This is a genomic window from Rahnella sikkimica, assembly GCF_002951615.1.
GTDB classification, from domain to species: Bacteria; Pseudomonadota; Gammaproteobacteria; order Enterobacterales; family Enterobacteriaceae; genus Rahnella; species Rahnella sikkimica.
This window is the reverse complement of record NZ_CP019062.1, coordinates 3,893,291-3,906,922: the sequence shown is the minus strand read 5'-3', so window position 1 is coordinate 3,906,922 and position 13,632 is coordinate 3,893,291. Positions and strand designations below refer to the sequence as shown.

Below are 13,632 nucleotides of genomic sequence, written 5' to 3'. Positions count from 1 at the left end.
CCCTTACCCTTCGCCCATTAACCTTCGCCTAAATAGGCGCGGATCACGTCAGGATTATTACGAATTTCAGCCGGTGTGCCCTGCGCCAGCGGCGTACCCTGATTCACCACGTAGATACGGTCGGAAATGCCCATCACCAGTTTCATGTCGTGCTCAATCAGCAGGACAGATACGCTGTGCTGGTTGCGCAGTTCGGCAATCAGCTGGTTCAGCTCTTCGGTTTCGCGCGGGTTCAGACCGGCAGCGGGTTCATCGAGCATCAGGATTTCAGGACGCGTCACCATACAGCGGACGATTTCCAGACGGCGTTGCTGGCCGTACGCCAGATTACCGGCCTGACGGTTCGCCAGTTCGAGTAAACCCACACGTTCGAGCCAGTCGGCGGCGCGATCCAGCGCTTCGGCTTCTGCGCGACGGAATCCCGGCGTTTTGAACAGACCGGCCAGAACGCCACTTTTCAGATGCTGATGTTGCGCGACCAGCAGGTTTTCAATCACCGTCATTTCGCGGAACAGGCGGACGTGCTGGAAGGTACGCACCACGCCCATGCGGGCAATTTTCTGCCCCGGCAGGCCTTCAAGATGCTGATCGCGCAGCTTGATGGTGCCGCCGCTCGGTTTGTAGAAACCGGTCAGGCAGTTAAATACCGTGGTTTTACCGGCACCGTTCGGGCCGATAAGGGAAACAATTTCGCCCTGATTGAGGTTCAGCGCCACGTTGTTGACCGCCAGCAGGCCGCCAAAACGCATCATCAAACCTTCAACGGCTAACAGAGGTTGCGTGCTCATGCCTGTTCCCCCTGATCGGCGATTTCTTTCTTCGACAATTTCATTTTCAGTTGCGGACGTTTCATTGGCAGCAAGCCCTGCGGACGCCAGATCATCATCAGTACCATTAAGGCACCGAGCAGCAACATGCTGTACTCGTTGAGGTCACGCATCAGTTCGCGGGAAACCACCAGCAAAATGGCCGCCAGAATAACCGCAAACTGCGAGCCCATTCCCCCGAGCACCACGATGGCCAGCACGAAAGCGGATTCCGCAAAGGTGAAGGATTCCGGGCTGACAAAGCCCTGACGCGCGGCGAACAGCGTACCGGCAAAACCGGCAAACGCGGCGCTGATGGTGAACGCGGTCAGTTTGATGCGGGTCGGGTTCAGCCCCAGCGAACGGCAGGCAATTTCGTCTTCGCGCAACGCTTCCCACGCGCGACCCAGCGGCATACGCAGCAGGCGGTTGATGATGAAGAGCGTCACCAGCACCAGCAGCAGCGCCACCATGTAGAGGAAAATAATCCTGTCGCTCGGGTCGTAGGTCACATGGAAGAAGTTACTGAAGGTGTCCCAGCCGCCGTCGCGCGGCGTCCGGCTGAATTCCAGCCCGAACAGCGTCGGTTTGGGGATCTGGCTGATGCCGTTTGGCCCGCCGGTCAGTTCGGTATTGTTGAGCAACAAAATACGGACGATTTCGCCAAAGCCGAGGGTCACAATCGCCAGATAGTCGCCCCGCAACCGCAGAACCGGAAACCCGAGCAGGAAACCAAACGCCGCAGAAACCAGCCCGGCAATCGGCAAGGCCTCCCAGAAACCGATGCCGTAATAGTGGTTGAGCAGCGCATAAGTGTAAGCGCCGATGGCGTAAAAACCGCCGTAACCCAGCACCAGCAAGCCGGACAAACCAACCACCACGTTCAGGCCAAGACCCAGCATGATGTAGATGAGCGTCAGCGTGGCGATATCCACCGTGCCGCGTGAAACGATAAACGGCCATGCGATGGCGGCAATAATCAGCACCAGCGCCAGCAGTTTTTGTTTCGGCGTCGAGCCATCAAAACTGGGCAACACCCAGCCCGGCCCGGAGACTTTTTTCAGGCCGCTGCTCACCAGCGGACGGAACAGCTGAAACACGAAAACAATCGCGCAGCCAATCGCAATCCACATCCAGCGAACTTCGCCCGCGCCGTTCACCACCAGTTTGGTGCCATCGAGGCTCAGTTGCAGCCCCATAATGAACGCCGCCAGCACCAGCAGAACGAAAGCGGAAACCAGCGCATTTAAGAGATTCAGGCGCTTCATACTTTTTCCACCTCCGGACGTCCCAGAATACCGGTTGGCAGTACCAGCAAGACCACAATCAGCAGCGCGAAGGACACCACATCTTTGTATTCCGTGCTCAGATACGCCGACGTCAGCGCTTCGGCCACGCCCAGAATCAGGCCGCCGATCATCGCGCCCGGAATGCTGCCGATGCCGCCCAGAACCGCCGCGGTAAAGGCTTTCATCCCGGCCATAAAGCCGATGTACGGGTTAATCACGCCATAGAATTGCCCCAGCAGAACGCCCGCCACCGCCGCCATTAATGCGCCAATCACGAAAGTCAGGGAGATCACGCGGTCAGTGCTGATCCCTAGCAGGCTGGCCATTTTGAGATCTTCGGCGCAGGCACGGCACGCGCGCCCCATGCGGGAATAACGGATGAACAGCGTGAGCGCCAGCATCGCGATAAAGGTCACAACCCAGATAATCAGTTGCATGGTACTGATGGTCGCCGCAAAGCCGTTCGCTTCGCCGAGTTTCCACTGGCCGGTGACGAGACTTGGTAACGCCATATCGCGTGAGCCTTGCGTGAGGCTGACGTAGTTTTGAAGAAAAATGGACATCCCGATGGCAGAAATCAGTGCAATCAGACGTTTGGAGTTACGCACCGGCTTATATGCCACGCGCTCAATACTCCAGCCGTAGGCACTGGAAATCACAATCGCCGCGATAAATCCGGCACCGATCAGCAACCAGCTGGCATCGATACCCATCATCATCAGGGCGGCAATCACGATAAAAGAGACATAACTGCCGATCATATACACCTCGCCATGGGCGAAGTTGATCATGCCGATAATGCCGTAAACCATGGTGTAACCAATGGCGATCAGCGCATAAGTGCTGCCCAACGTCACACCGTTGAACATCTGCTGAATGAAATAGAGGAACTGCTCTGACATACCCTATCCTTATTAATCAAGGGTTTGATGACTTGTGCTACTCATCCCCCTGCGAAGGGGGAGGCCGGGAGGGGGTTGTGCAAACTATTGAGTTGCCATTAATACCCCACCCCAACCCTCCCCTTCGCAGGGGAGGGAGCGGAGGACCACTTTGTTGCGGTTTTTATTTGATAGGGGTAGACGTACCGTCTTTATGCCACTCGAAAATACCGAATTCGAATCCTTTCAGGTCGCCCTTCTCATCCCAGCTCAGCGGGCCCATTACGGTGTCCACGGAAGCTGATTTCAGGTTTTTAGCAATGTCTGCCGGTTCCATACTGCCGCTGCGTTCCATACCGGTCGTCAGCGCCTGCAATGCGGCGTAGGTGGTCCAGACGAACGGACCGGTTGGATCCAGTTTCTTCGCTTTCAGGGAATCAACGATTGGCTGGTTAGCCGGAACCTGGTCATAACGTTTTGGCAGAGTCACGAACATGCCTTCTGACGCATCACCGGCAATGTTAGACAGCGAGGAGTTGCCCACGCCTTCCGGACCCATGAATTTCGCATTCAGACCGGCCTGTTTGGACTGACGCAGGATCTGGCCCATTTCCGGGTAGTAACCGCCGAAATAGACGAAGTCCACGTTGTCTTTCTTCAGACGTGCAACCAGCGTAGAGAAATCTTTGTCGCCTGCGGTGATACCTTCAAACAGTACGACGTTGCCGCCGCCTTTTTTCAGTGCGGCCTGAACAGATCGGGCCAGGCCTTCGCCGTATTGTTGTTTGTCATGCACAACGGCAATACGTTTTGGTTTGATGGTGTTGAGGATGTAATTTGCGGCGGTCGGACCCTGATCGGAATCCAGGCCGGTGGTACGCATCACCATTTTGTAACCGCGGGTGGTCAGGTCTGCGTTGGTCGCCGCAGGCGTGATCATCAGAACGCCTTCGTCTTCGTAGATGTCAGAAGCAGGCTGGGTTGAGGATGAACACAGGTGGCCAATCACGTAACGGATACCGTCGTTGATCACTTTGTTGGCAACGGCGACCGCTTGTTTCGGATCACACGCATCGTCGTATTCGACGCCAACCAGTTTGTCGCCCTTCACGCCGCCTTTGGCGTTGATGTCTGCGATCGCTTGTTTTGCGCCTGTAAACTCCATATCACCGTACTGGGCGACCGGACCTGACATAGCACCAACGATGGCGACTTTGATATCTTTTGCGAATGCCGCCTGACTCATTGCTAATGCAATACACCCTGCCAGCCAGATCTTGCCCTTTGTTACTTTCATCCGATTACCCCGTTTGATGTGTGTTGTGGTTTGCTCTTTGCCTGCCTGTTCAAAACATCATCACTTAAGAAATTTAGTATAAGTAATAATGAGTTACCGGCTTATTTCGCCTTATTTTCGAATAAGACTTTATAATTCATATCATTAAACAGGAATTTTCTTCTGCAAATCAAATGGCACAGTCAGAAATATGAGGTGTAAACAGAATTTTATCTGGGCATAAAGTCGGATAATTTTCAAACAATCAGTGATTCACACTGGCATTATTGATTAAAGCCAACATTTATCGCTTATACAGGGATCTCCAAAAAAGTTTTCGCGCTGTTACTGTACAAAAAAAGTTACGCCCGATTTTCAGAGGGATCCGCTACACTAAACGCCTCTTTTTTCTGACCGTCCACATCATGAAATTAACCATCCAAAAACTCACTTCGCTCAGCACACAGGATCTCATCGATCTTGCAAAAGTCTGGCCTGAGCAAACGGAAAGTGACTGGCAAGGCAGCCTGAGTGAACACCAGGCGCTGTTCGCCGCCGTGTTCAACGAGCGTATTCTTGGCGCGGTAAAAGTCCGGCTGAACGGCGACCACGGCGAGCTTAGGGATTTGCGGGTTCGGGAAGTGACGCGCCGTCGCGGCGTCGGGCTGTATCTGATGGAAGATTTGCAGGCGCAACTGCCGCAGGTCAGAAGCTGGGAAATGCTGTCCGATGGCGAAGCTGTAACTGCCGCCTTTATGCAAGCCTGCGGTTTTTCCCTGACAGGGAATATCTGGAAAAAGCCGTAATCCGCGCTGGATTTCAGGCATAAAAAAAGCGACCCGAAGGTCGCTTTTTCGTATCAGAAAGCTGTCGTATCAGGCTTCAATCGCCAGACGCAGTTTCTTCATCGCGTTCTTTTCAAGCTGACGAACACGTTCTGCTGAAACACCGTATTTATCGGCCAGTTCCTGCAGCGTCGATTTGTTGTCGTCATCTAACCAGCGGGCACGGATGATATCCTGGCTGCGTTCGTCCAGACCTTCCATTGCATAGGAAAGCTTGTCGGTTGCATCTTGATCCCAGTTATCTTCTTCAATGGTTTCTGCAAAGTCAGAGCTTTTATCTTGCAGATACAGCATCGGTGCCATCGCCGCGCCGTCGCGTGGTTCGTCGTCCGGTGTCGGGTCAAACGTCATGTCCTGTGCGGCCATGCGTGATTCCATTTCCAGCACATCTTTGCTGGTCACACCCAGTTCGCGGGCAACGTGCTCGACTTCGTCGTGGCTGAACCAGCCCAGACGCTGTTTGTTTTTACGCAGGTTAAAGAACAGCTTACGCTGTGCTTTCGTCGTCGCGACTTTCACGATGCGCCAGTTACGCAGCACGTATTCGTGAATTTCTGCTTTGATCCAATGCACCGCAAAGGACACCAGACGTACACCGACTTCCGGATTAAAACGGCGAACCGCTTTCATCAGGCCGATGTTACCTTCCTGGATAAGGTCTGCCTGTGGCAAACCGTAGCCTGAATAGTTACGGGCAATATGAGCAACAAAGCGCAGGTGAGACAGGATCAGCTCTTTCGCTGCGTCCAGGTCACCGTCGTAATGCAGCCGCTCAGCCAGTGCCCGTTCTTCCTCTGCGGTAAGCATAGGATAAGTATTGGCTGCCCGAACATAGGCTTCCAGGCTACCTTGGGGTACTAATGCTAAAGTGCGCATTTCGTTAGTCATTCAAAAGCCTCTCATGTATGACGTTGTGCAGGTTTTATACCACGTTGCTGCGGGATGATACCGCTACGCTGTGTGCCATCTGGCGACCACAGAAGCAACGCCGAGCCCTTAATATCCGCTGCTCTTCGACCCCGAATTTTACATAAAGTTCGCGGCCGGATTCAAGAGTCTGAAGACTGTATGTGACAGACTGACTATTGGATAGTGAATTTGTGCCATTGCGGAGAAAGCAGGGAAATGATGTGGCGGAAAGGCCGAAAACAGCTTCCCCCTGAGACACAATCACTGAGCAGCAGGGGGACATTATAGCAAACTATCGCTACTGTGGTGTAAATCGCCGTAAATGTTGAACGGTCGCCAGCCACGCGGCGATCCAGCCAATCATCGCAGAAACAATGAGCAGCAGCAGCGCTTCATCCCAGCCCAAACCGTGCAGGTCAAACGTGGTGCCGAAGACTTGCGCGACTTGCGTCACTACGCTCTCAAGGCGCAGCACCAGCACTTCCGACAGGATCAGCGACATCAGTGCGCCGGCGAAACCGAGCATCGCGCCGCCGTTGAGGAATGGCCGCAAGATGAAGCCGTCGGTCGCGCCAATCAGCTTCATGACGTTAATAGTATCGCGGCGACTGAAGATGCTCAGTCGCACACTGTTACCAATCACCAGGAAGACGGCGATCACCATCAGCACGCCAATCATCGCGGCAATTTGCCCCACCAGACCGGTCAGCGCCGCAAGACGGGCAAACCAGCTGTCATCCATACGCACTTCATCCACACCGTGAACTGCCGCCACGCGATCGCGCAGGGTGTTCAGCGTGGCGGAGTCCTGGAAATTCATTTTCGGCGTAATGATAGCCACGGCAGGTAGCGGATTCTGTTCGAGCATATCCATTGCGCCACCAAAGCCTGACCAGTTGCGGAATTCACCCATCGCTTCCTGACGCGAGAGATAATTTACTTTATCCACGCCCGCTTCGGTCTTGAGGGTTTTCACCACATTTTCAGCCGCGTCGTCATCGAGTGCTTTGTCGAGATATACCGTCAGCTGCGGCGTTGGATACCACTGTTCGGCCGCCGTACTGACGTTTTTCCACACCAGATAACAGACGCTTGGCAGCGTCAGGGAAATCGCGATCACCATGACCGTCAGCAAGGTTGCCAGCGGCTGGCGGAGCATGTCTGCCAGCGCGTTCATCCACGCGTAACGCCACTGTTCGCGCCAGCCACCCTGCAACGCTTTACTTTTCGCAGCGCGGGCGCTTTTTGCGGTTTTAGTCGGGTTTGGGCTGTTTGCCATCAGTAAACCCCTCCCGACATGCGTCCCTGACTCAGCGTCAGCGTGCGATAATTACGGCGGGCAATCAGGCCCACGTCATGCGTTGCCATCAGAACGGTGACGCCAACCCGGTTAAATTCTTCGAATAAACGCAAAATGCCTTCCGACAATTCGCCGTCGAGGTTACCGGTCGGTTCATCCGCCAGCAGCACCGCAGGCTTGTTCACGACGGCGCGGGCAATGCCCACGCGCTGTTGTTCACCACCGGACAACTGGATCGGCAAGTTTTTGGCTTTATCCAGCAACCCGACTTTATCCAGCGCCGCCGAAACACGGCGGCGAATATCTTCCGTACTGGCACCGGAGATAATCAGCGGCATTGCCACGTTGTCATAAACTGTGCGATCCATCAGCAGATGGTGATCCTGAAAAATCATGCCAATCTGACGGCGCAAAAACGGCACTTCGCTGGATTTCAGGCGGCTGATGTCGTGGCCGCCAAACAAAATCTGCCCGGCGCTCGGACGCTCAATGCCGCAAATCAACTTCAGCAGGGTACTTTTACCCGCGCCAGAGTGTCCGGTCAGAAATGCCATTTCCGCTTGCTGGATGTGAAAATTGACGCCCTGGAGCGCCTGTCGTCCGCCCAGATAAGCTTTACTGACCTGTTCAAAGCGAATCATCCGTATTAATCCTCTCGGGCAAAAAGTGCCTCAATAAAATCGTCTGCCTTAAACGGCCTTAAATCTTCGATACCTTCGCCGACGCCGATATAACGGATCGGGATACTGAACTGATCGGCGATGGCGAATATCACGCCGCCTTTGGCGGTGCCGTCCAGTTTAGTCAACGTAATGCCGGTTAGCCCGACCGCTTCGTTAAACAATTTTGCCTGGCTGACGGCATTCTGGCCGGTACTGGCGTCGAGCGTCAGCATAACCTCATGCGGTGCGTCTTCGTCGAGTTTCTTCATCACGCGGACGATTTTCTTCAGCTCTTCCATCAGGTGCGTTTTATTCTGCAAACGCCCGGCGGTATCGGCGATCAGCACGTCGATATTACGAGCCTTCGCCGCCTGAATCGCATCGAAAATCACGGAAGCGGAATCGGCACCGGTATGCTGAGCGATGACCGGGATCTTGTTGCGCTGCCCCCAGACCTGCAACTGCTCAACGGCTGCCGCACGGAAAGTATCTCCTGCCGCCAGCATTACAGATTTGCCCTGTGCTTCAAACTGACGCGCCATCTTGCCGATGGTGGTCGTTTTACCGACGCCGTTCACGCCAACCATCAGAATGACATACGGGGTTTTTCCGCTGACATCCAGCGGCTCGTCCACTTTCGACAGAATTTCGGACATTTCTTCCTTCAGCTTGCCGTAGAGCGCATCGGCGTCTTTCAGCTGCTTGCGGGAAGCGTGCTCGGTCAGCGAAGTGATGATTTTACGCGTGGTTTCAACACCAACGTCGGCGATCAGCAGCTGTTCTTCCAGCTCTTCAAACAGATCGTCATCGATTTTTTTACCACGGAACAGGCCGACAAAACCGGAGCCGAGATTCTGCTTGGTTTTAACCAGACTGCGTTTCAGGCGGGCAAAGAAACCTTCTTTGGTCGGGCGTTCCTGTTCAGTTTCACCGGCAGGCAGCACAACGATAGGATCGAGCGCAACGGGCAGCGGCGCGTCTTCAACAGGCTCTTCTTCGACAGTTTCTTCTTCAGCAACGTCATCTTCTGCAACCAGGCTGTCATCGATGGTGTCGAGAGAATCTTCGCGGACGTCTTCTGCAATCTCAGCGGCGGACTCAACGAATTCATCTTCAACAATCTGTTCTTCAACCACCACCGGTACTTCGGCAACGGGTTCTTCAATGGCCGGTTTTTGGATTATGGCTTCTGCAACGGCAGATTCTTCAGCCACTGGCTGTGCAGCCACCTGTTCGGTGATGTGAACAATTTCTTCGGCCAGTTCAGCCGCTGCCTGTTCGCGAGGTTCTTCAGCAACCGTCGGCTCTGCGCGCGTTTCTTCTTTCTGCTGCTCTTCTTCCTGACGGCCACGGCCAAACCAGGAGAAGAAACCGCGTTTTTTATCTTTTGCCATTTTACAACTTCACTCCTCGCCGCTAATGATTGGCGAACGGATTATTAATAGGGTTCTGGTCGGGCAGTCTATCACTTTCCCCTTCCGGCAACACGCCCGCGTATTGAATTCCGCTGGTTTTTCAATCGCCCATGTTAAACATTTGCCCATTGCCCGCACACCGGTAGAATAGCCCTCCAAACGATAGGCAACGAAGCCCGACGGCTTCGGATTACACAAGCGAACTATGGCAAAGAAACCCAACACTCCAGCCGCAGGCCAGATCCGAATTATTGGCGGACTCTGGCGCGGACGCAAACTTCCGGTTCCACACAGTCCGGGACTGCGCCCGACCACCGATCGCGTGCGCGAAACGCTGTTTAACTGGCTCGCGCCGGTTTTGCAGGGCGCACATTGTCTGGACTGTTTTGCAGGCAGCGGCGCTCTCGGTCTGGAAGCGTTATCACGCTACGCCGCCAGCGCCACCTTGCTGGAGTTTGAGCGCCCGGTTGCGCAGCAGTTAGAGAAAAACCTGGCGCTGCTAAACGCCAAAGATGCGCAAGTCTTTAACGTCAATACATTGAACTGGCTGGCAAAAGCCGGGAATGCCTTTGATGTGGTTTTCCTCGATCCCCCTTTCCGTAAAGGTATTCTGCAAGACACGCTAAATCTGCTGGAGCAAAATAACTGGCTGGCAGACGAAGCCTGGATTTACGTCGAAACAGAAGCCGAACACGACACTCTGGATGTCCCCGCCAGCTGGCGTTTACACCGTGAGAAAGTCGCCGGACAAGTTGCTTATCGCCTCTACCATCGCGATGTGACGCCTGAAACCGGCTCACCTGAACAGGAGATGTAAGATGTTGATCAATATTGGTCGGTTGTTGATGTTGTGTATTTGGGCGTTTCTGGCATTCAACCTGATTCACCCTTTCCCGAAACCGATCAAATACTTTTTAGACGTGGCGATTGTGTTCATGTTCTTCATGCACGGCTTGCAGGTGATGTTGCTGAAAGCCACGCAGGGCAAGGAAAAGGACACTATTGGTGTCTGGCTGCAAACCCGTATTTTCCTGTTCGGCGTGTTTGAATTGCTGGCCTGGCAGAAAAAACAGCCTCCGCTGCCGACCAAAAAGTAAAGTCCTGATGTTCTTAACGCAGATAAGGATAAACAATGAGTTGGCCATTCCTCGCAGTATTTTTCTCAGGCTGGTTGTTCGTTGACGCCAGCTATCGCGGCCCGCGCTGGCAACGCTGGGTATTCAAACCCGTCACCTTATTACTGCTGCTTTTACTCGCCTGGCAGGCACCGACGCTCAATGTTTACAGCTATCTGATCCTGCTCGGTCTGGCCGCGACGCTGGTCGCCGACGGTCTGCTGTTGCTGCCGGAAGAGCGGTTTATGTACGCCATCGGGGCGTTTTTCCTTTCGCATCTGCTGTATACGCTCAGCTTTGCCAGCCAGATGACGATTACGTTCTTCTGGCCTTTGCCGCTGGCGTTACTGATTATCGGCGCGATATTGCTGGCGGTGATCTGGACACGGCTGGCGGAACTTTGCTGGGCAGTGACCACTTACATCGCGATGACGCTGCTGATGGTCTGGCTGGCGGGTGAACAGTATTTCGCACGCAGCACGGATATGGCGTTCTCCCTGTTTTGTGGCGCAGCGCTGCTGTTGCTGGGAAATATTTTCTGGCTCACCAGCCGCTATCGCTTCACTTTCCGCGCCTCCGACGCGCTGGTTGCCGCGTGTTATTTCGGCGGGCACTTCCTGATTGTCCGCTCGCTGTATTTGTAATTCTTCCTTACGGCAGATCTGTTCCGGATCTGCCGTTTTAAATTTCACTTGACCTTAGAGCTGACTCCAACGTTTACACTGAGTGCAATTTCACTCGGTTCTAAACCGGAGGCACTATGACCCCACTTCAAAAAAACACCGGATGCAGCTGCGGCTGTCAGGCCAAACGCGGCCCCGGGCTGCATATCAATAAAATCAGCGCACCGGTTCAGTCCGGCACACATCCCGCGGGCTGCTGTGATTCGCGTGCAACACTGGCGGTTTCGGCCAGCGCGGCCACGGACAGTTGCGCCACCGATACCTGCTGCGCGCCGAAATCAGGTGAGCACTCACACACTTCCGGCGACGGCAATGCAGAAGGCTCGCCGGGGGAAGATGCCCCCGAAGCCGCGCATTCCGGCGACGTGCAGTACAGCTGGAAAGTCGCCGGAATGGATTGCCCCGCGTGCGCCCGAAAAATTGAAAATGCCGTCTCCGGCCTCGAGGGCGTCAGCCGCGCCAGAGTTTTATTTGCGACAGAAAAACTGGTCATTGATGCGGGTTATGACATTTCGCACAATGTTCAGCAGGCTGTCATCGCCGCCGGTTTTACCCTGCAATCTCTCGATAAAAAAACCGCTACTCCTGAACCTGAAGCGTCCCGCCTGAAAGAAATGCTGCCGCTGATCGTGCTTTCGGTGCTGATGCTGCTGAGCTGGGCGCTCGATCACGTCAGTCCGCAGGCGGGTGAAATAGCGTTTATCGCCACCACGCTGGTCGGCCTGTGGCCAGTGCTGCGTCAGGCCATCCGCCAGACGCGTTCCGGTTCGCCTTTTGCCATCGAAACGCTGATGAGCATTGCGGCGCTCGGTGCGCTGTTCATTGGCGCGACCGCCGAAGCCGCGATGGTGTTGTTGCTGTTTATGGTGGGCGAGCGTCTGGAATCCTTCGCCTCGAGTCGCGCACGCAGTGGCGTGAAAGCCCTGATGGCACTGATCCCGGATACCGCTGTTCGCGTGGTGAATGACAAAACGGAAACGGTGCCGGTCAGCAGCCTGCTCCACGGCGATATTATTGAAATCGCGGCGGGCGCGCGCCTGCCCGCAGACGCCATTCTACAAGGCCACGCCAGTTTCGATGAAAGCGCATTAACCGGCGAATCAGTACCCGTTGAACATCAGCCCGGCGAAAAAGTCCCGGCGGGCAGCCTGTGCGTTGACCGTCTGGCGCGTCTCGAAGTGGCCTCTGCGCCCGGCAACAGCGCGATTGACCGCATCCTGCAACTGATCGAAGAAGCCGATGAGCGCCGTGCGCCGATAGAGCGTTTCCTTGATACCTTCAGCCGTTATTACACGCCGGTGATCATGCTGCTGTCGCTGCTGGTCATTGTTATTCCACCGCTGGCGATGGGCTTATCGTGGGAAACCTGGATTTACCGTGGCCTGACGCTGCTGCTGATTGGTTGCCCGTGCGCGCTGGTGATTTCGACGCCGGCGGCGATTACCTCCGGTCTGGCAGCGGCAACGCGTCAGGGCGCATTAATCAAAGGCGGCGCAGCGCTGGAACAGTTAGCGCTGATCGAAACCGTTGCGCTGGATAAAACCGGCACGCTGACCGAAGGTAAACCGGAAGTCACGGACGTTTTCGTCTTGAACGATACCAGCGAAAAAGAGCTGTTAAGTCTTGCGGCCGCGGTCGAAGAAGGGTCGCATCACCCGCTGGCGCAGGCGATTCTGACCCGCGCAAAAGAAAGCAATCCGCTGCCGATGACGGCGCAGAACCGCTGCGCGCTGGCCGGTTCCGGCGTGGAAGGCGTGGTGTCTGGCAGCAAGGTTCAGGTTCTCGCGCCGGTGCGTGTGGCGGAACCGGTACTGACACAAGAGACTCGCGCGCAAATCACGGACTGGGAATCCACCGGCAAAACAGTTGTTGTGGTTTTAAAAGATCAAACAGCGATCGGGCTCATCGCGATGCAGGATCGTCTGCGCGACGATGCGGTAGATGCGTTGCAGAAACTCAAAGCGCTGGGCGTGTCTGCGGTGATGCTGACCGGCGACAACCCGCGTGCGGCGAAAACCATCGCAGATCGCCTGGGGATTGAGTTCCGTGCGGGCTTATTGCCTGCGGATAAAGTCTCGGCGGTCACCGCGCTGAATGCGGTTAAACCGGTCGCGATGGTCGGCGACGGCATTAACGATGCGCCTGCTATGAAAGCCGCTACGATCGGGATTGCGATGGGAAGTGGCACCGATGTGGCGCTGGAAACCGCCGACGCCGCACTGACGCACAACCGCCTGAGCGGGCTGGCGCAGATGATCAGTTTGTCACGCGCAACGCGGGCGAATATTCGTCAGAACATTACGATTGCGCTGGGGCTAAAGGCGATATTTCTGGTGACCACGATTATGGGGCTGACCGGTTTGTGGCTGGCGGTGCTGGCCGATTCCGGTGCAACGGCGTTAGTCACCGCCAATGCCCTGCGGCTGTTGCGCAAGAAATCACTCTGACCGT

At 55.1% G+C, this 13,632-nt stretch carries 13 protein-coding genes; 5 read left to right on the top strand and 8 right to left on the bottom strand.

What is annotated here, in order from left to right; all coding sequences use genetic code 11:
* Positions 1–17: 17 nt before the first annotated feature.
* From livG to BV494_RS18025, 4 genes are all read right to left on the bottom strand, one after another.
* A complete protein-coding gene (gene livG, locus BV494_RS18040) occupies positions 18–788 on the bottom strand; it encodes a high-affinity branched-chain amino acid ABC transporter ATP-binding protein LivG (protein ID WP_104924082.1) in 771 nt (256 codons plus the stop codon).
* A complete protein-coding gene (locus BV494_RS18035) occupies positions 785–2,074 on the bottom strand; it encodes a high-affinity branched-chain amino acid ABC transporter permease LivM (RefSeq protein WP_104924081.1) in 1,290 nt (429 codons plus the stop codon). The genes livG and BV494_RS18035 overlap by 4 nt, the downstream gene beginning before the upstream one ends.
* Complete coding sequence (gene livH / locus BV494_RS18030; protein WP_104924080.1) at positions 2,071–2,997, bottom strand: high-affinity branched-chain amino acid ABC transporter permease LivH; 927 nt, start codon at positions 2,995–2,997, stop codon at positions 2,071–2,073. The genes BV494_RS18035 and livH overlap by 4 nt, the downstream gene beginning before the upstream one ends.
* Before the next feature lie 163 nt (positions 2,998–3,160).
* Positions 3,161–4,273: a branched-chain amino acid ABC transporter substrate-binding protein gene (locus BV494_RS18025; protein ID WP_104924079.1), complete on the bottom strand. Its 1,113-nt coding sequence runs from the start codon at positions 4,271–4,273 to the stop codon at positions 3,161–3,163.
* A 404-nt stretch (positions 4,274–4,677) separates the two neighbouring features.
* Between BV494_RS18025 and panM the strand changes: the two genes are divergently transcribed.
* On the top strand, positions 4,678–5,058 hold the full coding sequence (gene panM / locus BV494_RS18020; protein ID WP_104924838.1) for an aspartate 1-decarboxylase autocleavage activator PanM: 381 nt from the start codon (positions 4,678–4,680) through the stop codon (positions 5,056–5,058).
* A 69-nt stretch (positions 5,059–5,127) separates the two neighbouring features.
* Here panM and rpoH read toward each other — a convergent pair whose 3' ends face one another.
* From rpoH to ftsY, 4 genes are all read right to left on the bottom strand, one after another.
* Complete coding sequence (gene rpoH / locus BV494_RS18015) at positions 5,128–5,985, bottom strand: RNA polymerase sigma factor RpoH (RefSeq protein WP_101079417.1); 858 nt, start codon at positions 5,983–5,985, stop codon at positions 5,128–5,130.
* Between the two features lie 319 nt (positions 5,986–6,304).
* Positions 6,305–7,285: a permease-like cell division protein FtsX gene (gene ftsX, locus BV494_RS18010; RefSeq protein WP_104924078.1), complete on the bottom strand. Its 981-nt coding sequence runs from the start codon at positions 7,283–7,285 to the stop codon at positions 6,305–6,307.
* Entirely contained in the window at positions 7,285–7,947 is a 663-nt protein-coding gene (gene ftsE / locus BV494_RS18005) for a cell division ATP-binding protein FtsE (protein WP_104924077.1), read from the bottom strand. Before ftsE ends, ftsX begins: the two co-directional genes overlap by 1 nt.
* Positions 7,948–7,952: 5 nt before the next feature.
* Positions 7,953–9,362 (bottom strand): signal recognition particle-docking protein FtsY, encoded by a 1,410-nt coding sequence (ftsY, locus tag BV494_RS18000; protein WP_104924076.1) that lies wholly within the window; start codon positions 9,360–9,362, stop codon positions 7,953–7,955.
* 226 nt (positions 9,363–9,588) lie between these two features.
* Here ftsY and rsmD point away from each other — a divergent pair, with 226 nt between their 5' ends.
* The 4 genes from rsmD (at position 9,589) to BV494_RS17980 (ending at position 13,628) form a co-directional block, all read left to right on the top strand.
* Positions 9,589–10,200, top strand: coding sequence for a 16S rRNA (guanine(966)-N(2))-methyltransferase (rsmD, locus tag BV494_RS17995; protein WP_104924075.1), 612 nt, complete (start codon positions 9,589–9,591; stop codon positions 10,198–10,200).
* Position 10,201: 1 nt separating this feature from the next.
* The gene (locus tag BV494_RS17990; RefSeq protein WP_104924074.1) at positions 10,202–10,480 is read left to right on the top strand and encodes a DUF1145 family protein; all 279 of its coding nucleotides are present in this window, start codon (positions 10,202–10,204) and stop codon (positions 10,478–10,480) included.
* A 35-nt stretch (positions 10,481–10,515) separates the two neighbouring features.
* Complete coding sequence (locus BV494_RS17985) at positions 10,516–11,142, top strand: lysoplasmalogenase (RefSeq protein ID WP_104924073.1); 627 nt, start codon at positions 10,516–10,518, stop codon at positions 11,140–11,142.
* Positions 11,143–11,258: 116 nt separating this feature from the next.
* Entirely contained in the window at positions 11,259–13,628 is a 2,370-nt protein-coding gene (locus BV494_RS17980) for a zinc/cadmium/mercury/lead-transporting ATPase (protein ID WP_104924072.1), read from the top strand.
* Positions 13,629–13,632 lie beyond the last annotated feature (4 nt).